Raw genomic sequence first — 23,740 nt, forward strand, 5'->3', positions numbered from 1 at the left:
TAGAATGATAGGGAAGCTACCTTCAATTTTCCACAATATTAAAGCCAATGGATTGACTGATATTTTCCAGATTGGTGAAACGTATGTCGCATACATAAGATGCCAATCGCTGCGCTTGTCCAGATCGTCAATCTACTTATGAAATTTTAGGAGGTGAACGGCTTTAAGGCAGAGCCTATTTAAAGCCTAAGTTATGACAAATCAACAATGGAGCCCCTCACAATTTAATGAATTTTACCGCCAAGAACATGATGCTTGCGGAATTGTGGCCTCAATGGAAAAAAACAATACCCCTACCCGTGAAAATATATTTAATTGCATTAATGCCCTCGTGACAATGAATCACCGTGCTGGTTTCATTAATGGCGAAGGTGATGGGGTAGGAATTCACATCGACATTCCACGCACACTTTGGAAAGAAAAATTAGAAAAGGCTGGTCAAAACACAGAAGTTGTTGACCAAGCTGGATTTGTAGTCGGTCATATCTTTATTAATAGAAAAGAACAGCCGCAAGCTCTAAAAAAAGCATTGATTTCAAAACTGGAAAACGCTCAATTGGAAATTTTATTTGAGTCAACTGAAGAAAGTAATTCTTCCGCTTTAGGACCCATTGCAATCCAAGAAAATCCTGTATTTTGGCAGGTAGCTCTCAAGAGTAATGTAACCGGCCAAGAGCTTTCAAAAAAATTATTTGAGCTAACTGTAGAAATAGAAAAGGACGATAACATCCATGTTGCTTCATTAAGTCAATATCATGCCGTTTATAAAGTAATGGGCGCCGGTGATATTTTGCCAAAATATTACAGCGATCTAGCAAACCCACTCGTTGCTTCAACAATGACATTAGGGCATAATCGCTACTCTACGAACACATTGTCCAGCTTTAACCGTGTTCAACCTTTTAGTGTTCTTGGTCACAACGGTGAAATTAATACCATTGCCAAACTTCGTGATGAAGCGAAAATGATCGGTGTTCCTCTTGTTAAGGATGGCAGTGATTCACAAGATTTAAGTAGAACGATTGAGACGCTTATTTGTCGTGACGGCTACTCTTTATTTGAAGCATTGGATTTACTTTTTCCACCAATTATTAACGAGATTAAAGCATATCCAAAGCATCTTCAAGATTTATATAGTTACATGCGTGAAGCATGGGGACATTTCGCCCAAGGTCCGGCAGGCATTATCTCCCGCTTTGGTGACGAAGCTGTCTTCAGTGTCGATGCATTAGGTTTGCGCCCGCTTTGGATGCTTGAGACAGAAAGCTCCTATCTGTTCTCATCTGAGCCAGGAATTATTCCTTCAAGTGAATATGTAAATGAACCAAAGCCGCTTGCACCAGGGGAAAAGGTTGGACTGAAGTGGGATGGCGATGTATTAAAAGTCTATGAACACGATCAATATCAAGCTACTGTTTACGAGAGATTTTCAACAAGAGCGAACATCACTGATGCAAGAAAGCGCCTTTCTGTTCCAAAACTTGAAAAAACCGTGAGCGTAACCTATCCAACGAAGATTCATAACGGTCAATATAAAGCATTCGGCTGGGAAAGGGATCATATTCAACTGATTGAACAAATGGCTGAAAAAGGTGTCGAACCGATTCGTTCACTCGGACATGATTCACCATTAGCAGCAATCAATCCGAATCGTAAAAACGTCGCTGATTTTATTAAAGAAAGTGTAGCTGTTGTAACGAACCCCGCAATTGACCGAGATCGGGAATCTGAGCATTTTTCAACAAGAACGATTATTGGCGAGCGGCCTTCCCTTTTTGCAAAAAAATTGCCAGGTACACTTGTAGAATTGCCTTCGCCATTGCTTATTGAAGGTGCGGCTGGCTACGAATGTTCATTGGAATTAAATCAACCTAGCTATGATCAAGTAGCAGCTTTATTCCAAAGGGGAAATCTCATTTCCTACTTATCTATGACCATGCATAAGGATGAAACGGTTGAGGCGGCATTAACTCGCCTTCAAGCAGAAGCTGTAGCTGCGGTAAAGGATGGCAAAACACTAATTGTGCTTGACGACAGTCAGGCTCATATAAATGATTCATTATGGCTTGATCCACATCTTGTTACATCAGCCGTCGATCAAGCACTTGTGAAAGAGGAACTGCGAAGAAATTGCTCCATTCTATTACGCTCTGCTTCGATTCGCTCTTTACACGATATTATTGTTGCCTTCGGATTAGGATCTGACTTAATCAGTCCTTACTATATGTTTATGACCGTGTTTGATGAGTCTATTAAGCCTATCGTTAATCTTCACTCTGCCCTTACGAAAGGTTTGGAAAAAGTCATCTCTACGATCGGTATTCATGAGCTTCGAGGCTATGGAAGATTATTTTCGGCAATTGGTTTAAATGAAGAAGTTGCTGACGTCCTTAACATCGTTAACTTTTTCGGTTCTCGTGACCTCGCCTATAATTTTGAGACCATGAAAAATGATGCCCTTGAAAGAGCGGCAGATTATCAAAACGAAAAAGAGCGTGTTGGAAAGTCATTCAACCTCTTCCCTCGTATTTGGAAAGCTATCGGTGATGTGGCATCAACTGGTGACTACAGCGCATATAAGGAAAAAATCAGCGAGCAGGAAGAACAGAATCCAACAACGATCCGTCATTTAACAGATTTGAAAACTTCTGCTTCAGATATTTCTGCAAGTGATGTTGACATTAGTGTCGGCGAGCATAGTTTACCATTTGTGATTTCCTCTATGTCTTTCGGATCTCAGAATGAAATTGCCTTCCGTGCTTATGCTGAAGGTGCAGACCGATTAAATATGGTAAGCCTTAACGGTGAAGGTGGGGAAATCAAGGATATGCTAGGCAAATATCCAAAAACGCGCGGTCAGCAAGTTGCCTCAGGTCGTTTTGGTGTCAATGCTGAGCTACTAAACTCTTCAAACCTCCTTGAAATTAAAATTGGGCAAGGAGCAAAACCTGGTGAAGGTGGACATTTACCTGGCTCAAAGGTAACAGAAAAAATTGCCGAAGCTAGAAATGCGACAATAGGTTCTGATTTGATATCACCGTCTAACAACCATGATATCTACTCGATTGAAGATTTAGCACAAATGATTCATGAGCTTAAAACCGCAAACGACAAGGCGAAAGTTTCTGTCAAAGTTCCGGTCGTTCCAAACATCGGCACAATTGCTGTTGGAATTGCCAAAGCCGGCGCCGATATTATCACATTAAGCGGATTCGATGGTGGTACTGGTGCTGCAAGAATCCACGCTCTTCAATACGTCGGTCTTCCAGTTGAAATCGGTGTTAAAGCAGCTCATAATGCCTTGTTGGAAGCTGGAATCCGTGACCAAGTAGAGCTTTGGGCAGATGGCGGTATTAAGAGCGCCAAAGATGTCATTAAAGTCATGCTTCTTGGAGCTAATCGTGTCGGATTCGGTACTTTATCAATGATTGCCATCGGCTGTACAACTTGCCGCGGCTGTCACTTAGATACTTGTCATGTTGGAATTGCTACACAAATCGAATCTGAAGCGCAGGCGAAGGATCATGGTTTAAGAAGATTTGTTCCAAGACAGTTTGACCTGGCTGTTCAAGGAATTATCAACCTTTTCACTGCTTTTGGAAATGAGCTAAAGGAGCTCACAGCGTCATTAGGCTTTAAAAATCTTCAGGACATCGTCGGTCGCTCCGACCTTCTGCAACAAGCGAAAGGCACTGAGCAATTAGATTTAACTTACTTGTTAAAAACACTTGATATTGGGCAATTTGGGCAAAAAGAAGCAGCTGCCGCAACGGAAGCCGCCCAGCTTCAAATGGCAGTCGGCGCAGAGTTTTTAGATAGCAATGTTGGCGAGCTCCAGCAATCTCGCGAATATCATAGCATTACATCGGAGCAGCGCGTATTGGGAAGCCGCGTTTCTTGCCACCGTGTTCGCGGCCGTTTAGATGGCTCCTATAAAGCTCTTCCTGCTGTTGAGCTCAAGTACAAGAACGGTTCCATTCCAGGTAATGGACTCGGAGCATACAACAGTGAAGGCATTAAAATTGAAGTATCAGGTGGTTCCCAAGACGGAACTGGTAAGACATCCTTTGGCGGCCAAATCCTCATCTTTAAATCAAAGGGGAAAAACGGACAATATTACAACGGTTCGGTCGGAAAAGGCTTCGGTTATGGAGCGCAGCAAGGCTTGCTCGTTGCTCAGGGCAATGCCGATGCACGCGCAGGTATTCGCTTATCTGGCGCTGATATGATTATCGGTGGCCAAGTAAAGAATGCCATCCCGGCAAAAGAAAATGGCAATATCGGTTCAAGAGCGAACATTAAAGGTTTTGCCTTTGAATACATGACCAATGGTCGCGGCTTAGTGCTGGGCGATCCAGGTCCATGGATTTGTGCTGGTATGACCGGCGGTGTCGTCTACTTAAGACATCAGCCTGAGCTGGGTTTAACGAAGGAAGCCATCCAAAGAAGGATCGCCAAAGGGGCGAAAGTAACCGTATCAGCTTTATCTGAAAAAGGTGTTTCTGATGTCGTTGAACTTCTTAGCCAGTACATTGATATGCTTAAAGCTCAAGGTCAAGACGAAGAAGCAAACAAACTAACCCTTCTCCTTCAAGACCCTGAAGAACATTTCGTTCAAGTAGTACCAGTAAAAGAACAAGCAGATCCATCTGTTTCAACTGAATGATGTTAGGCGCCCGCTTTTGTGCGGGCGTTTTTTTAGTTTGTGTAAATTTACAGCTCCCGTCCTTGTTTTGTTCGCTTAACGACGATTTAAAGCTTTATTTTGTCAGTCGAATTCCAGCTGTTTTCTTCACAGCTTCTTCTTTTCTATCTGATTTTTCAGATTGCATTTTTGATTCGGACTGTGCTCCTCCTTCGCCTCGCTTGTTGTCCCATTGCACTCTCTATTTGGACTCCCCCGCTCTCTTTACCTCGTTTGCTTGTCCAAAGGCACTTTCACTTCTATCTATCCCTTTATATCTGCGCTGCTTTAATCGAATAAAATCCTTTATCTCCAAAACGACATTCGCCGCTTCTCCTTGACTCAGAATCTTTCCTTTATAATAATTTTACTCCACTCAACCACTCATATATGCATAAGCTCATCCCTAATTCATATACTCTTCACATAATATAAATTTTTGTCTATTGAGAAATAAAATGAAATGGTTTAAAGTATGTATACACATCTCATATCATGAGAAGTGTTATTTTTGTTGAAAAGAAAGGAAAAATCTACTTATGAAGCTTGGTGCCCGCATTTTAAAGACGGGAATTGCAATTGTTCTTGCCCTCTTACTGTCTGAGCTATTTCGGTTACCTTCCCCAATATTTGCTGGGATTGCGGCGATCTTTGCGATTCAGCCGACCATTTATCGCTCATATTTATCTATTATTGAGCAAGTACAGGGGAATATCATCGGAGCAATTGTTGCTGTTTTGTTTGTCATAACTTTAGGAAATAATGTTGCTGTGATCGGGCTTGCTGCCATCATTGTGATCACAATAAATCTAAAATTAAATATTTCTAATACCATCAGCTTATCTCTTGTCACATTAATTGCGATCATGGAGAGTCCTGGTGACGAATTTATTGAGTTTGCTATCATTCGCTTTTTAACGATTTTACTGGGAATTTTATCGGCATTTATTGTTAATCTTGTCTTCTTGCCTCCAAAATATGAGAAGAAGCTTTATTTTCGGATTGCCAGTTTAACAGAAGAAGCAACAAGGTGGATTCGCATGAATACTAGGCATGCATCAGAACATACCTTTTTAAAAAAGGATATTGAAAAAATAAAGGATGATTTATTAAAGGTTAATCAGCTTTATCTGATGTACAAAGAAGAAAGAAGTTATTTTAAGAAAAACACAGCAACGAAGGCGAGAAAGCTCGTGATTTATCGGCAAATGATTTCCACGACGAAAAAAGCAATTGAAATCCTGAAAAGATTGCATCGCTTTGAAAATGACGTGATTCACTTGCCTGATGACTTCCATTTAGAAATTCAGCACCAGCTCGATTTCTTAATTGAACGGCATGAGCAAATCATGTTGAAGTTTATCGGCAAGGTCAAACGGGAGAAATCCATCGAGGATGACAAGCTTTGCCTAAATCGTCAAGAACTATTTAGCCTTTTTATTGCAAAGCAAAAAGAGATTGATTATGAAAATGAAGTGACCTTCTTTCATATAATGCAGTTAATTTCCTTTATCATCGAATATGATGAGCATCTAAATCATTTAGACGTGCTAGTGACGAGCTTCAAATCGTATCATACAAAGGAAAACGAACTTAATATGGAGGAAACTATCCAAGAGTAAAGCAGCTGATCTTTTCAGCTGCTTTTTTGGTTAATTTTTCATTTTTGGATCCAGTGCGTCTCTGAGTCCATCCCCCATTAAGTTAAAGCCAAGAACAGTGAGCATGATCGCTAAACCGGGGAAAATCATGGTCCATGGGGCCTGTACAAGAAACGCTCTGGAATCAGTGAGCATTTTACCCCATTCTGGGTTTGGTGCTTCAGCCCCCAACCCAAGAAACCCTAACGCGGCAGCTTCAATTATTGCTGTTGCAATCGCTAATGTTCCTTGAACAATGATCGGTGCAATACTATTTGGCATCACATGATGGAAAAGAATGCGACTATTTTTCATTCCAACAGCCTTAGCTGCTAAAATATACTCTTCTTGCTTCACACTTAAGACCCGAGAGCGAATGAGACGGCCGAAGTTGGGAATATTGATGATCGCAATCGCAATCAGTGCATTTTTCAACGATGGACCCAAGACGGCAACAATGGCGATCGCAAGCAAAATACTTGGAAATGCCAACAAAATATCAAAGAAACGGGAAATGATCGTATCAACCCATTTTCCATAATAACCTGCCAAAATCCCTAATAAGCAGCCGACTACAATAGAACCTGTTACCGCTAAAAAGCCGACCCAAAGGGAAATCCTTGCCCCGTGTACCACCCTAGAAAAAATATCGCGGCCAAAATCATCCGTGCCAAACCAATGTTCACTCGAAGGCGCTAACAGGCGTTTTTCAAAATTTTGCTCGTTAATTCCTTCAGGTGCAATAAGTGGTGCAAAAATCGCAAGTAAGATAAAAAACAATACAATCAGTGTTCCAAGCACTGCTAATTTATTATTGCGAAAGCTTCTCCACGCTTCTAGCCAAGGGGAGACTGCTTTTTCCTCAACCGGCTCTAATGGTCTCTGGAGTTGATTATTTGTTGAAAGTTCCAATTTCTCTCCCCCTCACTAATTGTACTTAATCCTTGGATCAATGACCGCATACAGCAGATCAACGATTAAATTAATCAATACGAAAATGACCGCGATAACTAAAATCCCCGATTGGATAACTGGATAATCTCGATAGTTAATCGCTTCATAAATATAGCGTCCGATGCCCGGCCAGCTAAAAATCGTTTCAGTTAATATTGCTCCCCCCAAAAGCAGCCCCGTTTGCAAACCAATAATCGTCAAAATGGGAATAACCGCATTCTTTAAAGAATGCTTGTACACCACCCAAAACATTCTTAACCCTTTTGCTCGCGCCGTCCGGATAAAATCGGATTTCATCACTTCAAGCATTGTTGAACGGGTAATACGGGCAATAATTGCCATCGGTATGGTAGCAAGAGCAGCACTTGGTAAAATTAAGTGTTTGATAACAATCCATAATTGGTCAAATCGTCCTTGAATAATCGTATCGATAATATAAAAATTCGTTACCGCGTCTATCGGTGCTCTTACATTTTCCCTTCCAGAAGTCGGAAGCCACTCCAAATTAATCGCAAAAATCCATTGCTCCATCAATCCTAACCAAAATATCGGCATCGATACTCCAATTAAAGCTAGAACCATTGCTACATAATCAAACCATGAGTTTTGGAACCAGGCACTGATAATCCCTGCGTTCACGCCGATCACAATTGCAATCAGCATCGCACAAAGAGCTAGCTCTGCAGTGGCCGCTAAAAATGGCCAAATCTCTTCATTAATCGGGGACTTCGTTCGTAGCGATTGTCCTAAATCTCCTGAAAACAAGTCACTTAAATAAAGAAAAAATTGGGTATACCAAGGTTGATCCAATCCGAGTTGCTTAGTTAATTCTGCAACTGCCTCCTCTGTTGCCAATTGTCCTAAAATAATTTGTGCTGGGTTACCTGGAATGGCTCGAATCATGAAAAAGACAATTAAAGTAAGACCGAGTAAAACTGGAATGAGTGACAAAAGCCGTTTTATCGTATAGGAAAGCATGATTGCACCTCACTTGCATGTGAAATATCGGAAAAAGAAAAGGGAGCTACCCATATGCACTCCCTTTCCCTCAACCTTAATTTTTGATTTCGACAGATGACAATAGATCGGAACCAGTTGGATGAGCTAAGAAATTAGAAATATTAGCACTTCCAGCTAATAACGGTGTAGAGTGTACTAAAGGAATCCACGGTGCGTCATCCTTGATAATCACTTGTGCTTGTTTATAGAGCTCATCTCGTTCAGCTTGATCAGAGCTAGCTTGTGCCTTTAGTAAGAGCTCATGGACTTCATCGTTTTTGTAATACGAATAGTTGTTTGAGCCAATGGAATCTTCGTCTAACAATACGTATAAGAAGTTATCCGCATCCCCATTATCGCCGGTCCAACCTAGTAAGAATGTGTCCGCCTCACCAGCATTGGCCTTCTCTAAGTAAGTACCCCATTCATAAGTGACAATTTTTGCTTTAACTCCGATTTCCTCAAACATTTTTTGAAGTGCTTCCGCGACTTTTTGTCCTTCAGGCATATATGGTCTCGGAACAGGCATTGCCCAAAGCTCCATTTCAAAGCCATCTGGGTATCCAGCTTCAGCCAATAATTCCTTGGCCTTCTCTGGATCATACTCATAATCCTCTACATCAGGATTGTAACCAGCAACTACAGGTGGCATTGGATTAATGGCAGGCTCTGCGGCACCGGCATAGAATGCATCAATGATTTCTTGTTTATTAACGGCATGATTTAACGCTTGACGGACAAGCTTGTTGTCCAATGGTTTCCGAGTAGAAGTTAAACCTAAGTATCCAATGTTTAATGATGGACGTTCAAAAACTTGAAGCTCTGGATTGGACTCAATCGTTTCTTTATCACTGAAGTTAACACCGTCAATTAAATCAACCTCCCCTGTCGCTAAGGCGTTTAATCGAGCAGAGTTTTCAGGAATTACGCGGAAAATAACTTCATCCAGCTTAGGCAGCCCTTCTTGCCAATAATCTTCATTCTTCACAATTGTGATGCGATCATTTTCTCTCCACTCTTTAAATTTAAATGGCCCTGTACCGACCGGGTTTTTAAAGAAATTATCACCATGTTCTTCAATGGCAGTCGGACTTGCAATTCCAAACGGTGACATGGCTAAGTTTTTGTAGAACGGTGCGATTGGTGTATTTAATTTAAATTCAACTGTATACTCATCTACCGCTGTTACAGAATCGATTTTATCGCCAAATTGTGAATTGTAATAATAAAATTGTTCTTTGTCTCCTGCTTTCCAACGCTCGAAGTTGTACACAACTGCATCAGCATTGAAATCAGTTCCATCGTGGAACTTGACACCTTCACGGAGCTTAAGTGTGTGCGTCAAGCCGTCTTCACTCGTACTCCATTCTGTAGCAAGACCTTCCTCGATTTCCGTATCTTGCTCTCCAAAATTAATAAGAGTTTCATAGAGGTTAACCGTAACCTTGAAAGCTTCACCTTCTGTTGTTGCTGCTGGGTCAAGAGAAGTAGAATCTCCGCCACGGCCAAATACAAGCTGACCACCAGTTGCCGTTTCTTCTGTACCATTATCATCAGTGCTATCGTCTGGTTCTCCCTCATTGCTAGTTGAACTGCTATTACATCCAACTAACGCCAATGAAAGTAACAACATTAATACTAACGCCCAAATACCTTTACGTTTCTTCATTCTTTTCCCCCTTTGTTTTTTTCGAGATTAGCTCTCCTATTCCTATATCATTTAATGCAGCTTTTCACTTGTTATACAAATGGCACGCTGCATAATGACCTGGTTCAACTTCTACCAATTCTGGTCTGGTTACTTTACAAATTTCCATACAATCGCTGCACCGGGTATGGAAAGCACAGCCTTGAGGTGGATCAGAAGGGCTTGGTAAATCCCCTTTTAGCAGCTCTCTTTCCTGTTTCAAGTCCGGATCCGGAATTGGGATCGATGCTAGTAATGCTTTCGTATAGGGGTGCAAAGGCTTTTCATAAAGCTTCTCCGCTTCAGTTATTTCTACTAATCTGCCTAAATACATAACCCCTACTCTATCACTTATATGCTTGACAACACCGAGGTCATGCGCAATAAATATGTAGGTTAATTGAAATTCTTTTTGCAAATCCTCGAGCAAATTCAGCACTTGCGATTGAATGGACACATCCAATGCCGACACTGGCTCATCAGCAATAATTAGTTTTGGTTTCGTCATTAAAGCGCGGGCAATGCCGATGCGCTGTCTTTGTCCACCGCTGAACTGATGGGGATAGCGCTTGGCATGATAGCTGTTTAAGCCGACGACTTCAAGCATTTCTTTCACTCTTCTTTTGCGCTCGTCCTTATCCTTGATCCCGTGGACAATAAGCGGTTCCTCAAGAATTTTTTCAACGGTGTGACGTGGATTTAATGATGCAAATGGGTCCTGAAACACCATCTGTATTTCTTTCCTCATTCGCCTCATTTCTTCCGCTTTGAGCTTTGTCAAATCTTTTCCGTCAAATTCCACAGTTCCTGCTGTTGGCTCCAATAAGCGCATCAGCACGCGTCCAGTAGTCGACTTTCCGCATCCTGATTCTCCCACAAGACCGAGGGTTTCACCTTTATTCACATAAAAACTGACATCATCAACCGCTTTGACATCGCCAATTTTCTGACCAAAAATACCTCCCGTAATCGGAAAATATTTCTTTAAATTATCTACCTTGAGCAATACTTCTGCCATTAAATTTCACCTCCCGAGGCATGCAGGAAACAGCGGACATAATGGCCGTCGCCCTGTTTATACAGTTCAGGGTCCTCTGTTAAACAGCGTTCTTGAACTTTATCACATCGTGCAGCAAAACGGCATCCTGTCGTAATCGTTCCTGGCTTTGGCACATTGCCTGGGATTGAATACAGCCTTTCTTTTTTTTCGCGAACATCAGGCACTGATTGCAATAAACCGATCGTATAGGGATGCTTTGGGTTTTTAAAAATCTCGCTCACACTTGCCTCTTCAACTACTTTTCCTGCATACATCACGAGCACTCTTTGACAAACCTCTGCTACCACCCCTAGATCATGGGTAATCATGATAATTGCAGTATCTAATTTTTTGTTCAAATCCTTCATTAAAGATAAAATCTGTGCTTGGATTGTTACATCCAAAGCGGTTGTAGGTTCATCCGCAATCAGCAGCTTTGGATCACAGGATAAAGCCATCGCTATCATTACCCTCTGTCTCATTCCACCTGAAAGCTGATGGGGAAATTCCTTCATAATCTGTTCTGCTCTAGGCAAGCCGACGAGCTTTAGCATTTCGACACCAATTTTAAAGGCTGCCTTCTTGCTTACCTTTTTATGTAAAATAATCCCTTCAACTAATTGATTTCCAATCGTAAACAGAGGGTTTAAAGACGTCATTGGCTCTTGAAAAATCATTGCAATGTCATTGCCTCTTATTTGCCGCATCCTTTTTTCTGTGGCCGGGACAAGATCCTCACCGTTCAAAAGAATCTCTCCACCGACTATTTTTCCTGGTGGCTGAGGAATAAGCTTCATAATCGATAATGAAGTAACGCTTTTGCCGCATCCCGATTCCCCAACGATTCCGAGAATTTCTCCTTTATTAACCGCAAAACTAATATTATCGACTGCTGGAATTTCACCATCAGACGAAATGAATGATGTTCTCAATTCTTTTACATCTAAAACGGGAGCCTGAGTCACACTTTTACTCCTTTCAAAGTTGCATTTTTAAAATGATTCAAACAAAGATATCGCTCTCATCATCGTGTTTTATGAAATGTTCTATCCGGATAAAGTTTAAACATTACGTAAATGTTCCTAATATTCTACATTTTATAAAAAAAATAACACTTCGTCCACTATTTAACAGAATTATTTATATATAGTGAATTTTCTATTAATATTTCTCGAAGTATAAACCCAGTAATACCAATAGATAATATAAGTTATATCCTGAAATTATTTTCCAAAAATATAATGCAAAAAGCTGCTCATCTATTCGACAATAGCTTTTTCATCTCCTCCACTTCATGAAACTGTTTAGGGCTGTTAGACTATTTCGATAAATCAGTACGATTTTGCACAAAAGCAATGGATGGTACTTGGTCTTTTAATATCAGTAAGGAAGATGTACGATCAAATTAAGCAATTGCCCTTGATCTTTCTGCACAATTTTTTAGTGCAAGGAGGAATATGACATGTCATTAGATAAACGCAGTACTGCCATTTTAATGCAACTAATCAATGCTGACTCTTATCTTTCTGCGGAGGAATTAACAGAGAAATTAAATGTTTCACGGCGAACCATCTATTATGATATAGAAAAAATCAATGATTGGCTTGTCAGCCTTGGAATCGATAGGATTGAAAACATTCGTTCTGCTGGCTTTATTTTAACGGACCGTGCAAAAAAGTTAGTTCCCAGCAAAATTGAGAAAATGAAAGCATGGCACTATGAATACTCGCAGGATGAACGCAAGGCGTGGATTGCTCTCTATATCTTGATGGGTGTGAAAAGCTATTTCCTAGAGGATTTAATGGAAAAAAGCAGAGTTAGTAGAACTACTACGATCGAAGATATTAAATCATTAAAGGCAGATATTCGTTCCTTTCATCTTCATCTCGGGTTTGAGAGAAAAAAAGGGTACATCATTGCTGGTGACGAAGCTGAAATTCGCAGAGCGATTGGATATTATTTATCGATTGCGATCCCAATCCAAAATCATCATTCGTTAGTAGCTGCTATTCAACTCCAGGTAAATGATCCTAACAGCAGTGAACAATTTTTACATTTATTAAAACAGGTTTACCATTTTCTCTTCCAAAGTGAAGAAGAATTAAATATCAAATTTACAGATGATATGCTATATAGCTTAAGTTTACGCTTGGTGCTATTTAGCATGAGGATTGCGCAAAAGAAATATATAAAAATGGATTTAGTTGAGAAAGATGTTTTAAGAAAAACGAAAGCATTTTTAGTGACAAAACAGATTTGCAGAAAACTCGAACGTATTTTTGATACCTCCTTTCCTGAGGATGAGAAATTTTATTTTACAACTTACTTATTGGGGGCGCGCGTAAATTATTCCGAGGAAGATAGAATAGACAATAAACTTTCAGAAGAATTAACGATTGTTGCCAAAAAAATGACCCATCAATTTCAAATACTTGCATGTACACTATTTGATGATCAGGAAATGCTGGTGAAAAATCTCGTTCTACATTTGAAACCTGCTTTTTATCGGGTTAAATACGGACTCGACGTCGAAAAGAACATTGTCGACTCTGTTAAATCTAAGTTTGAGGAGGTGTACTTGCTTACACAAAAGGTGATTGAGCCCTTCGAAAAGTTAATTGGAAAACCACTGCCGGAAAATGAAATAGCTTACATTTCATTTCATTTCGGCGGCTGTCTACGGAGAGCCGGTACCACGCTGGTTTCTAGAAAAAAAGCTTTAATCGTTTGTGCAAATGGAATTGGAACTTCACAAATATTAAAACAGCAGTTAGAAGGCTTATTTTCGACAATTGACATTATTGATTCTGTTTCCGTTAGAGATTATGAAGAAAAAGACTATGACATTGATCTCGTCTTTTCAACAACAGCGATTCAAAAAAATGATATTCCTATATTCGTCGTAAATCCAATTTTATCTGATGCTGAAAAAGAAGGCTTGTTAAAAAAAGTAAACGCCATTTTTAATAGCTCGCAAAAACAAAACTTGGCAACAGACAGAATTGTTGATGTGATTGAAAGATATGCAACGATACATCAAAAGGACGAATTGATCAAGGAATTGCGTCAGCATTTGAATCGGCCCGAGATTTCTCTAACTGCAACGTATAAGCCAAACTTAATTGATATTTTAAAAGAAGAACATATTCATGCAATGCCAAGCGTGCCAGATTGGAAATCGGCTATTAAATTGGCTGCAAACTCACTTATAGAAGGTGAATATATTACGAAAGAATATAGGGATGCAATGATTTCAAATGTTGAGAAACATGGGCCATATATCGTAATTTCACCAAAGGTAGCCATCCCCCATGCGAAACCTGAGGATGGTGTCAAAAAACTCGGCATAAGTCTGTTGAAGCTAGAGGAAGCTGTCTCCTTTTCAAATGATTCTAAGCATGATGTTTTCTTAATCATTACATTAGCTCCATTTGATCAAGAATCACATCTCAGGGCTTTATCCCAATTAACAGGATTATTTTCTAAGAAAGAAACAGTTAACAGATTAATCAAACTTCATTCAGCACGGGAAATCCATCAATACATTAAACAATCCTTAATTGAACAGCATTAGGTTAACAAACATGGAGGTGTGATACATGAAATTTTTGGAGGAATCTTTGATTGCTTTAGATGTAGAAGCTAATTCACCTGAAGAAGCGATTATTAGCACAGGTACGCTCCTCAAGAATAACAAACTTGTTGAAGAAACATATATAAATGCAATGGTGCAGTCATTTAAAACAAACGGTCCCTATTTTGTTCTTGCACCAAATATTGCTCTCCCTCATGCTCGGCCAGAAGATGGCGTCAATGAAGCATGTGTATCATTTGTAAGACTGAAGACTCCTGTTAAATTTGGTCATTCTAATAACGACCCAGTTAGGTTGGTTTTCGGCTTAGGTGCTTCATCCAGTGTCGAGCATGTCACCGTGCTGCAAAAATTGATGGCGCTTCTATCTGATCAAGAAAATGTAGAAAAACTATTAACCGCTCAAAGCTATGAAGAAATTAAACCACTAATAGGAGGACAATCATGATGAAAATTTTATGCGTTTGCGGTCTAGGACAAGGAACAAGTTTAATTTTAAGAATTAATGTGGAAAATGTGCTACGTGAGATGGGAATTGAAGCTGATGTGGAAAATACAGATGTTTCCAGCGCTTCAGCAGAACATCCTGACTATATCATTACCAGCAACGAACTAGCACAATCATTAGAAGGACATTCATCTAAAATCATTATTGTCAATAACTACTTTGATACCAATGAGATAAAAGCAGCTCTTGAAGCAAATTTAGCGTAGTAAATCCTAGATAAAAAGGGAGGAATAATAATGGAGGTTATTCAATGGTTAGCATCTAACTTCTTTGGAATACCAGCAATTTTATTAGGTTTTATCGTGTTGCTCGGTTTGATATTACAGAAAAAAAATAGCAGTCAAATTATCAGCGGCACTTTTAAAGCAATGATTGGATTCTTAATCATTAATGCTGGTGCCGGAGTCATCACAGGTGCCCTCGGGGTTTTCGAACCAATGTGGAGTGAAGTATTTGGAATTGAAGGGGCAGAATTTAGTTCCTTTATGGGACAAGAAGCATTCAATGCAAAATACGGTTCCGCAGTAACATTAGCAATGTTTATCGGATTTGTCATTAACGTGCTATTGGCAAGATTTACTCGCTTTAAATATATTTACTTAACTGGACATATGATGTTCTGGACAACGATGATTTTCGCCGGTGTCCTCATCGACTCAGCAACAAATATTCCATTCGCGGCATTAGTTCTTATATTATCCGTATTTATGGGGATTTATTGGACATTACAGCCAGCGATCGTTCAACCATATATGCGAAAAGTAACCGGAAATGATCAAATTGCTTTAGGTCACACTTCTGCGATTGTTGCTTTGCTTGCATCATGGTTTGGGAAATGGTTTGGTAATAAAGAAAATGATTCTGAAAAGATTAAATTGCCTAAAGGACTGGAGTTCCTTAGAGATTCCAATGTCATTACCGCTTTAACGATGAGTATTCTATTCGTGGTAGGCGCCGTTATTCTCTCAATGAAGGATACACCGGCTGCAGATGCATTAATTGCCCAAGCCGGAGAGCAAAATTTCATTATGTATGCCATCATTCAATCCTTTACCTTTGCTGCTGGTATCGCGGTCGTCCTTTTCGGGGTTAAAATGTTTATTGGTGAAATCGTTCCTGCCTTCAATGGTATTGCAACAAAGCTTGTACCAGGGGCAAGACCGGCATTAGACGCACCTGTCGTATTCCCTTACGCTCCAAATGCCGTTATTCTTGGCTTTCTCGGAGCCTTTGCCGGTGGACTTATTTGGCTGATTGTTTTAGGTCAAACAGTAGGCTATGTCTTTGTACCAACAATGATCGTACTTTTCTTCCATGGGGCAACAGCTGGTGTTTTTGGAAACGCAACCGGTGGTGTGCGTGGTGCACTAATGGGCGGTTTCATTACTGCAACGATCGTTGCTTGGGGACAGTATCTCATGGTAAAAACACTGATTTCTTCTACAATTCCAGATACTGCCATGTGGGCAGCAGATTCAGATATGTTCGTCCTCGGACCAATATTTAAATTAATCGGAATGCTCTTTAATTAACAACATAATGAAAACCGACATCCATCTGTCTTCAGGTTGAATAACAACGTTTGGTTCACCCTGCTAATTCTTGAGAAAAGCGAAGTTGCCATTGAAGGGAACGAGCACAAGACAAAGGGAAAAAGCGAACGTTTGCTATAACCGCCTGAACTGACATAAATCATCTATGTCGGTTTTCATTTAGTCAATCAGGAGGGATCGATATGAGCTTTATTCGTACATTAAGAGGAGATATTCAACCGAAAGAGTTAGGCTTTACTTATTCGCATGAACATATTGTTTGCCGTCCAGCCTATTGGGCTGAAAGAGACGCAAATGATTTACTGTTAGATGATAAAGAGAAGTCAAAAAAAGATGTTGCTGATTTTAAACGTCATGGAGGAAAGGCTATTGTTGACGCTACCGCTGTTGACTATGGGCGGGATGTTCAAGCTGTAAAAGAAATTTCTGACGAGCTTGATCTCCATATTGTCGGAACAGCTGGTTTTAACAAGAGCTTTCTTTGGGATGGCAAGATAAAGGAAGAACTCAAGCCTATTATCGGAAATTATCAAACCTACGCGGAATGGATCGACAACACGAGCATTAATAAGCTAACTGACTTTGTGATAAGGGAAGTTGAAGAAGGGCTCGAAGGCACTCCGTTTAAAGCAGGGCAAGTGAAATTCGGAACAGGCTATAACCGCATCACACCGTTAGAAGAGAAAACTTTACGTGCAGTGGCAAGAGCTCATCATGAAACAAAAGCCCCCATTCACTCACATACTGAAGCTGGTACAATGGCCTTGGAACAAATAGAACTATTGAAATCAGAAAATGTGAACCTAGAATACTTAAGCATCGGACATATGGACCGCAATCCAGATCCGTATTATCATGAAAAAATAGCCAAAACTGGCGCACTGTTAAGCTTTGATGGCATTGCGAAAATCAAATACGCACCAGAATCGCTGAGAATTGCTTGTATTTTAAATTTAGTAGAAAAAGGCTATGAAAACCAAATTTTAATTTCTGGTGATACAGCCCGCAAAAGCTATTATAAACACTACGATTACGGCTTGGGCCTAGAATATATTATTGCCAAATGGGTTCCAAGGTTTATCGATGAGGCGAATCAGAAGGGTTTTAATGGAGAACAATTGATTCATAAATTTTTCGTCGAAAACCCAGCAAGATGCTTTACGTTTAAAAAATAGACAGCGAGGTGCAAGCATGCAATTCCAATATGAGAGCTCCTTTGAAGTCAAAGAAAAGATCATGGATAAAAAGGTTGCGATTTTACCAATCGGTGCTGTAGAAGCCCATGGCCCCCATCTGCCATTAGGTACTGATAATCTATTAGCAGAACGATTAAGTACAAAGCTTGCAGAGCGAATCAATGGATTTGTCTTGCCGACTTTACCTTATGGACAGGTTTGGAGTTTGAAAAACTTTCCTGGAAGCATCAATGTATCGAATGAATCATTAATTAGTATGTTATACGATATTGGTGAAAGCTTATTTCGTCAAGGATTCCAAATTTTCGCAATGGTCAATGGGCATCTGGGAAATGCCGTTGCCATGAAAGAAGCTGCGCGCAAGCTTTATGAAAAATATCCTGATTTAACAGTTCTGTACTTGTTTTATCCGGGAACTGGCAAGATCATCAGTGAAGTGAGAGAAACCCCTGCAAGTCACGGAACATACTTTCATGCAGATGAAATCGAAACATCATATATGTTATATTTAGCTCCTGAATTCGTTCAGATGGAAAAAGCATTGAATGATATGCCAACGATTCCAATGAGCGCTGATGTAACACCAACACCATGGGAAGAGTTCACTGAAACTGCTGTCTTAAGTGATGCGACATTAGCTCGAGTAGATAAAGGTGAAAAAATAATTAAAGTTGCCCTTGATAACATGGTCCAACTTATTGAACAGATGAAAGAAGGCCGTTAATATGTTAAAACAGAAACTTTTTGATTTTGTCCTATTCAATTTTTTAGCAAAGGATAAAGCAAATGCCGAAGAAGTCATGGAAGCTGGAAAAGGGTTCGTCGTACCTGGAATCGTAGCATCCGATTTTTCCAACATTGAAGAAGGCGCGAGTAAAGTGAAAGAACTTAAAGAAGTGGTGGACATCGTCTCCATTGGTCTTGGTGGCGGCGGAGACCCTGTGTTCGCAAGACGGGTTCTCGACATTGCCGCCCTCTCCAACCCGGGCCACATTAATCAACCCTTTGAGAATGCTGTATATGCAAAAGGATTCATAGACGGAAAGGGGGCTTCACCACAACTCATTAATGCATTAGTGAATCCAAGCGGAACCATTGGAACAGTGAAATTACCAACTGGTTCTGAAGTAAAAGTGGAGGAATTCGTGGAAATTGCCCATGCACTTGGAGTGGAATCTATTAAATTTATGCCTCTAGCCGGTGAAGTTCATCTAGAGGAGCTTGTTTATTTAACGAGAGTAGCAGCTCAAAAAGGAATTCGTGGCGTTGAACCTGCTGGTGGCATAAGCGCAGCAAATATTCACACCATTATTAATGCTATAAAGGATATTGAAATAGAATTTTTCATGCCGCATATTTTTGGCTCTACCATCGATCAGGTAACAGGAAAAACAATTCCAACAGAAGTTGCACAAGTATTACATGCACTGGAGGGGTAGCAATTGCTAACGAATTATTTAAAAAAAGTCAGCCATCTACTAGAGCTCGTTTTAGAAAATGAAAAAGACCATTTACAATTAGCAGCAGAAAAAGTCGCAAATAGTATCGAAAATGGCGGCATTATTCAATTGTTTGGCTGCGGTCATTCACATATATTAACCGAAGAGGTTTTCTATCGCGCTGGTGGGTTAGTGCCCATTAAACCGATTTTATTCGAACCGCTAATGCTTCACGAAGGGGCTATGCGGTCTTCCCAACTCGAGCGAAAAAATGATTATGCTGAAAACTTTATCAAAGAGCATGAGATCAAGACAAATGATATTGTTTTTGTTTTATCTACTTCAGGGCGAAATCCTGTTCCTGTTGACGTTGCCAACTATGCAAGAGAAAAGGGCGCCTTTGTAATCGGAATCACTTCACTAGAATACGCTAAAAGCCAGCCTTCTCGCCATAAAAGCGGCAATCATCTATTTAACTCGGTTGACTTGGTCATTGATAATCACTCTGCTAAAGGAGATGCGGTCTTAGCTTACGAAAAAGTGAAAATTAAGTTTGGCCCGACCTCAACGGTGATTGGAGCAACGATTCTAAACAGTATTTTTGCTGAAGCCATAAAAATCATGGCCGATCGAGGTTTTGAACCTCCCATTTTCCTAAGTGGAAACATGGAGAATTCCGATGCTCATAATGAAGCATTAGTAAAAAAATATCAAGAACGAATTCCTTTATTAACCTTAAATGTGGAATAGCAGAGTGAACAAAAAACAAACGAAAGAGGGTGGGACAAAACCCATCTCTAAAATGAAAAAGCCAGTGAAATTTTACGACACGTAAAATTTCACTGGCTTTGATTCATTTTTGTATAAAAATAAGGACCTCTTCTGATAAAATTAAGTCACCACAACCAAATCATACAGAAAGAAGGATCCTTATGTTTAAAAATTATAACATGAATCAATTAATTTTGCCTTTAGATTTAGAAGTAAAGTTACAAAAAAATGATATTGCCTTCCATATACATCACTTAGTGGAAAGTATTCCACCTGAAGCCCTTGAACCATTTTTTCGAAATGAGGGGTGCCCTGCTTATCATCCACGCATGATGTTAAAAATTATCTTATGTGCTTATTCGCAGTCTGTCTTTTCTGGTCGTAAAATCGAAGCCCTTTTAAAAGATAGTATCCGTATGATGTGGCTAGCTCAAGGATATGAACCAAGCTACCGAACAATTAACCGATTCCGTGTTCAACCTCAAGTGAAAGATCTCATTCGCCAAAGTTTCGTCCAATTCCGTTGTCAACTTGTACAAGAAGAACTAATCGATCAAGAAGCGATTTTCATTGATGGGACCAAAATCGAAGCGAATGCGAATAAATTTACATTCGTGTGGAAAAAGTCGATTGAAAAATATCACAAAAGCTTAATTGAAAAATCAAATCAACTGTACAATGAGTTACTTGAAAAAGAGATCTTACCTGAAATTGAACGAGAAAGTGATGAGCAATTATCACTTGAAGAACTCGATCAAATGATTGAAAAAGTAGATGAAGTCATTACGGAATATGACCAAAAAATAGAAGCATCATCGAGCGTAGAAGAAAGAAAAGCATTAAGAAGTGAACGAAAATATCCAAAGCAAGTGCGTAAGCAGTTAACTGATTATCTTGTACGGAAACAGAACTATCAACGGGACTTTGAAATCTTGGGTACACGTAATAGTTATTCGAAAACAGACCTTGATGCAACATTCATGCGAATGAAAGATGATTATATGAAGAATGGTCAATTGAAAGCAGGTTATAATGTACAAATCGCAACGGAAGGTCAATACACACTTGCGTATAGTATATTTTCAAATCCGACAGATACACGTACGTTAATTCCATTTCTAGATGAAATCGAGAAAGGTTATTTCGAATTACCGAAGCATATTGTGGCAGATGCAGGTTATGGCAGCGAACAAAACTTTAATGATATCCTTTCAAACAGAAACCGAGAAGCACTAATAACGTATAACATGTATGTGAAGGAACAAAAGAAAAAACATAAACAAAACAAGTTTAATCCAGACAACTGGCAGTATGATGAAGAAAGCGATACATACACATGCCCAAATCACAAACGCCTTTTATTTAAATATCGCTCTGAACGTACGGATAAAACAGGCTTTAAACGGGAATTTAAAGTCTATGAATGTGAAGAATGTTCGGGCTGTCCATTCCGTTCATCATGTACCAAGGCAAAAGAAGGCAACCATCGAAAACTAATGGTGAACGAAAAATGGGAACAGCAAAAAGAATATGTGAGAGCGAAGCTTTCAGAAGAGAAAACAGGTGCCATCTATCGAAAACGCAAAATCGATGTGGAACCAGTTTTTGGATTCTTGAAGGCTAATTTGCGTTTCACTCGATTTTCTGTACGAGGAAAATCGAAGGTAGAAAACGAAATGGGTCTCGCGTTAATGGCCGTGAATTTAAGAAAATTCACGGCCATTAACTAAGGTAATAGAAAAATGAACACACAAAAATAGAGAAAGGTGAATTTGAGTACCCTCAAATTCACCTTTCTCATTATTTGAAGCTAGTTATGTCCCAGCTCCTTTCGTGCATATTTTTACAGCGATCTTTCTCGCATCTATATCTAATGCTCTAATTGTTGAATTTGAAAAAGCTTATAGTAATGACCTTGTGCTTCCATTAATTCTTCATGACGACCGATTTCGACGATTTCTCCATTTTCGATTAAGACGATGCGGTCTGCATGGGTAATCGTTGACAGTCGATGGGCAACGATAAAAGTAGTACGCTCCTTAGCCAACTTCTCTAACGCCTCCTGAATTAAATGCTCGCTTTCTAAATCTAAGGCAGAGGTGGCTTCGTCTAAGACTAATATGGGCGGATTCTTAATAAAGACTCTCGCTATCGCAACCCTTTGTTTTTGTCCACCTGACAGCTTCACTCCACGTTCGCCTACCTTTGTTTCATATCCTTCAGGCAGATTCATAATAAAGTCGTGGGCATTGGCTGCTTTCGCTGCTTCAATCACCTCTTCGTCTGTGGCATCAGGCTTGCCAATTAGTATATTTGATTTCACCGATTCGCTAAAGAGAATATTATCCTGTAACACCATCCCAATTTTATCGCGCAGCGAGCGCACCTCGAACTCACGAATATCGATGCCATCAAGAAGGATACGCCCTTCTGTCACATCGTAAAATCTCGGCAGTAAACTAACCAATGAGGACTTTCCCCCGCCGCTCATACCAACGAGGGCAATCGTCTCTCCTTCTTTCACATCAAGGGAGATATTCTTCAGCACTTTCTCTTCATCTTCGTCATAAGCAAAACTTACATTTTCGAGTTGAATATGGCCTGAGACCTTATTACAGGGAATCGCATTTGGTTTGTCAGCAATATCATATTTTTCATCAATAAATTCAAAGACCCGATCCATGGAAGCGATCGACTGGGTTAATGTCGTTGATGAGTTTACCAGCCTCCGTAATGGGTTGTAAAGACGATCAATATAAGCAATAAAAGCAGCCATTTCTCCAATCGATAAATGACCTTGAATCACTTGATAACCTGAGTAACCGATCACTAATAGCGGGGCAATATCCGTAATCGTATTAACTACTGCGAATGCCTTCGCATTCCATTTTGTATGATCAATCGCTTTACTTAAAAAATTGCTATTTTGTGAATCGAAGCGCTTTTGCTCTTCATCCTCAATAGCAAAGCTTTTAATAACAGGCATTCCCTGTACCCGTTCATGTAAATAGCTTTGAACCTCAGCAAGCGCCTGAGAACGTCTCCTCGTCAGCTTTCGTAGATTCCCGAAAAAATATTTGATTGAAAATGCATAAAAAGGGAATAAAATAAGCGAAACAATTGTTAATGACACATCCATCGTCAGCATGATAACAACTGCGATCACAATCGTAGCAAGGTCCAGCCATAAATTCATCAAGCCGGTGACGACAAATGTTTTCGTTTGCTCGACGTCATTAATAACACGGGAAATGACTTCCCCCGCCTTTGTATTCGAATAATACTTAAAACTCAATTTTTGTATATGGGTGAAAAGCTTATCTCGTATATCGTAAAGGATTTTACTCGCTGTCCACTGGGCAAAGTATTGACGATAATATTCAATAGGCGGTCGCACAACAAGAAAAATAACAATCATAATTCCCATGATTAATAAGAGCTTGCTTACCTTTTCATCTCCGCTGAGTCCATCGTTACCGACGATATCATCAAGAACATACTTAATCAGCAAAGGAATCAGCAATGGTATGGCAAATTTAATAATCCCAATCACAATCGTGCCCATGATTTGGAATCGATATGGCTTTACGAAACGCATGTACCTCCGTATACTATCCAACCTGTTCCCCCCCAGTTGAAAACAGCTATTAGAAAAATATTCAGATCAATTTCAGCTAG

At 39.8% G+C, this 23,740-nt stretch carries 18 protein-coding genes; 11 read left to right on the forward strand and 7 right to left on the reverse strand.

Annotation, left to right across the window (positions count from 1 at the left end; all coding sequences use genetic code 11):
* Positions 1 to 193 precede the first annotated feature (193 nt).
* Complete coding sequence (locus NST02_RS20240; protein WP_340949670.1) at positions 194 to 4,666, forward strand: glutamate synthase-related protein; 4,473 nt, start codon at positions 194 to 196, stop codon at positions 4,664 to 4,666.
* Positions 4,667 to 4,760: 94 nt separating this feature from the next.
* Here NST02_RS20240 and NST02_RS20245 read toward each other — a convergent pair whose 3' ends face one another.
* Entirely contained in the window at positions 4,761 to 4,883 is a 123-nt protein-coding gene (locus NST02_RS20245) for a hypothetical protein (RefSeq protein WP_268951639.1), read from the reverse strand.
* A gap of 340 nt (positions 4,884 to 5,223) precedes the next feature.
* Between NST02_RS20245 and NST02_RS20250 the strand changes: the two genes are divergently transcribed.
* Complete coding sequence (locus tag NST02_RS20250) at positions 5,224 to 6,306, forward strand: FUSC family protein (protein ID WP_212934443.1); 1,083 nt, start codon at positions 5,224 to 5,226, stop codon at positions 6,304 to 6,306.
* A gap of 30 nt (positions 6,307 to 6,336) precedes the next feature.
* Here NST02_RS20250 and NST02_RS20255 read toward each other — a convergent pair whose 3' ends face one another.
* The 5 genes from NST02_RS20255 to NST02_RS20275 all read right to left on the reverse strand — a co-directional run bounded on the left by NST02_RS20255 (position 6,337) and on the right by NST02_RS20275 (position 11,968).
* Positions 6,337 to 7,236 (reverse strand): ABC transporter permease, encoded by a 900-nt coding sequence (locus NST02_RS20255; RefSeq protein ID WP_212934442.1) that lies wholly within the window; start codon positions 7,234 to 7,236, stop codon positions 6,337 to 6,339.
* A 15-nt stretch (positions 7,237 to 7,251) separates the two neighbouring features.
* Positions 7,252 to 8,256 (reverse strand): ABC transporter permease, encoded by a 1,005-nt coding sequence (locus NST02_RS20260; protein ID WP_212934441.1) that lies wholly within the window; start codon positions 8,254 to 8,256, stop codon positions 7,252 to 7,254.
* A 76-nt stretch (positions 8,257 to 8,332) separates the two neighbouring features.
* On the reverse strand, positions 8,333 to 9,946 hold the full coding sequence (locus tag NST02_RS20265; protein WP_212934440.1) for an ABC transporter substrate-binding protein: 1,614 nt from the start codon (positions 9,944 to 9,946) through the stop codon (positions 8,333 to 8,335).
* Between the two features lie 64 nt (positions 9,947 to 10,010).
* Positions 10,011 to 10,982: an ABC transporter ATP-binding protein gene (locus NST02_RS20270; protein WP_212934439.1), complete on the reverse strand. Its 972-nt coding sequence runs from the start codon at positions 10,980 to 10,982 to the stop codon at positions 10,011 to 10,013.
* Positions 10,982 to 11,968 carry an ABC transporter ATP-binding protein gene (locus NST02_RS20275; protein WP_212934438.1) on the reverse strand — a complete coding sequence of 329 codons (987 nt, stop codon included), beginning with the start codon at positions 11,966 to 11,968 and terminating at the stop codon, positions 10,982 to 10,984. Before NST02_RS20275 ends, NST02_RS20270 begins: the two co-directional genes overlap by 1 nt.
* 497 nt (positions 11,969 to 12,465) lie before the next feature.
* On the opposite strand from NST02_RS20275, the gene NST02_RS20280 reads away from it, so the two are divergent.
* The 9 genes from NST02_RS20280 to NST02_RS20320 all read left to right on the forward strand — a co-directional run bounded on the left by NST02_RS20280 (position 12,466) and on the right by NST02_RS20320 (position 21,792).
* A complete protein-coding gene (locus NST02_RS20280; protein WP_340949673.1) occupies positions 12,466 to 14,577 on the forward strand; it encodes a BglG family transcription antiterminator in 2,112 nt (703 codons plus the stop codon).
* Positions 14,578 to 14,602: 25 nt separating this feature from the next.
* Positions 14,603 to 15,043: a PTS sugar transporter subunit IIA gene (locus NST02_RS20285; protein ID WP_340949674.1), complete on the forward strand. Its 441-nt coding sequence runs from the start codon at positions 14,603 to 14,605 to the stop codon at positions 15,041 to 15,043.
* Positions 15,043 to 15,309 (forward strand): PTS sugar transporter subunit IIB, encoded by a 267-nt coding sequence (locus NST02_RS20290; RefSeq protein WP_212934452.1) that lies wholly within the window; start codon positions 15,043 to 15,045, stop codon positions 15,307 to 15,309. The genes NST02_RS20285 and NST02_RS20290 overlap by 1 nt, the downstream gene beginning before the upstream one ends.
* A gap of 30 nt (positions 15,310 to 15,339) precedes the next feature.
* Positions 15,340 to 16,635, forward strand: coding sequence for a PTS ascorbate transporter subunit IIC (locus NST02_RS20295; protein WP_340949675.1), 1,296 nt, complete (start codon positions 15,340 to 15,342; stop codon positions 16,633 to 16,635).
* Positions 16,636 to 16,838: 203 nt separating this feature from the next.
* Positions 16,839 to 17,831 (forward strand): phosphotriesterase family protein, encoded by a 993-nt coding sequence (locus tag NST02_RS20300; RefSeq protein WP_212934434.1) that lies wholly within the window; start codon positions 16,839 to 16,841, stop codon positions 17,829 to 17,831.
* A 16-nt stretch (positions 17,832 to 17,847) separates the two neighbouring features.
* Positions 17,848 to 18,576, forward strand: coding sequence for a creatininase family protein (locus NST02_RS20305; RefSeq protein ID WP_212934433.1), 729 nt, complete (start codon positions 17,848 to 17,850; stop codon positions 18,574 to 18,576).
* A 1-nt stretch (position 18,577) separates the two neighbouring features.
* Positions 18,578 to 19,291 carry a KDGP aldolase gene (locus NST02_RS20310; protein WP_212934432.1) on the forward strand — a complete coding sequence of 238 codons (714 nt, stop codon included), beginning with the start codon at positions 18,578 to 18,580 and terminating at the stop codon, positions 19,289 to 19,291.
* Between the two features lie 3 nt (positions 19,292 to 19,294).
* Positions 19,295 to 20,041, forward strand: a complete 747-nt coding sequence (locus NST02_RS20315) for an SIS domain-containing protein (protein ID WP_340949676.1) — start codon at positions 19,295 to 19,297, stop codon at positions 20,039 to 20,041.
* Positions 20,042 to 20,223: 182 nt separating this feature from the next.
* Positions 20,224 to 21,792 (forward strand): IS1182 family transposase, encoded by a 1,569-nt coding sequence (locus tag NST02_RS20320; protein ID WP_137744929.1) that lies wholly within the window; start codon positions 20,224 to 20,226, stop codon positions 21,790 to 21,792.
* Between the two features lie 140 nt (positions 21,793 to 21,932).
* Here NST02_RS20320 and NST02_RS20325 read toward each other — a convergent pair whose 3' ends face one another.
* Positions 21,933 to 23,681, reverse strand: a complete 1,749-nt coding sequence (locus tag NST02_RS20325; RefSeq protein ID WP_340949677.1) for an ABC transporter ATP-binding protein — start codon at positions 23,679 to 23,681, stop codon at positions 21,933 to 21,935.
* Positions 23,682 to 23,740: the final 59 nt, after the last annotated feature.

The organism is Robertmurraya sp. FSL W8-0741, from assembly GCF_038004005.1.
Classification (GTDB): domain Bacteria; phylum Bacillota; class Bacilli; order Bacillales; family Cytobacillaceae; genus Robertmurraya; species Robertmurraya siralis.

Excerpts from the sequence above, each read along its gene's own strand:
- NST02_RS20295 (WP_340949675.1), top strand. The coding sequence starts at position 15,340 with ATGGAGGTTATTCAATGGTTAGCATCTAACTTCTTTGGAATACCAGCA.
- NST02_RS20300 (WP_212934434.1), top strand. The coding sequence starts at position 16,839 with ATGAGCTTTATTCGTACATTAAGAGGAGATATTCAACCGAAAGAGTTA.
- NST02_RS20320 (WP_137744929.1), top strand. The coding sequence starts at position 20,224 with ATGTTTAAAAATTATAACATGAATCAATTAATTTTGCCTTTAGATTTA.
- NST02_RS20265 (WP_212934440.1), bottom strand. The coding sequence starts at position 9,946 with ATGAAGAAACGTAAAGGTATTTGGGCGTTAGTATTAATGTTGTTACTT.
- NST02_RS20290 (WP_212934452.1), top strand. The coding sequence starts at position 15,043 with ATGAAAATTTTATGCGTTTGCGGTCTAGGACAAGGAACAAGTTTAATT.
- NST02_RS20250 (WP_212934443.1), top strand. The coding sequence starts at position 5,224 with ATGAAGCTTGGTGCCCGCATTTTAAAGACGGGAATTGCAATTGTTCTT.
- NST02_RS20260 (WP_212934441.1), bottom strand. The coding sequence starts at position 8,256 with ATGCTTTCCTATACGATAAAACGGCTTTTGTCACTCATTCCAGTTTTA.
- NST02_RS20280 (WP_340949673.1), top strand. The coding sequence starts at position 12,466 with ATGTCATTAGATAAACGCAGTACTGCCATTTTAATGCAACTAATCAAT.
- NST02_RS20270 (WP_212934439.1), bottom strand. The coding sequence starts at position 10,982 with ATGGCAGAAGTATTGCTCAAGGTAGATAATTTAAAGAAATATTTTCCG.
- NST02_RS20305 (WP_212934433.1), top strand. The coding sequence starts at position 17,848 with ATGCAATTCCAATATGAGAGCTCCTTTGAAGTCAAAGAAAAGATCATG.
- NST02_RS20285 (WP_340949674.1), top strand. The coding sequence starts at position 14,603 with ATGAAATTTTTGGAGGAATCTTTGATTGCTTTAGATGTAGAAGCTAAT.
- NST02_RS20310 (WP_212934432.1), top strand. The coding sequence starts at position 18,578 with ATGTTAAAACAGAAACTTTTTGATTTTGTCCTATTCAATTTTTTAGCA.
- NST02_RS20240 (WP_340949670.1), top strand. The coding sequence starts at position 194 with ATGACAAATCAACAATGGAGCCCCTCACAATTTAATGAATTTTACCGC.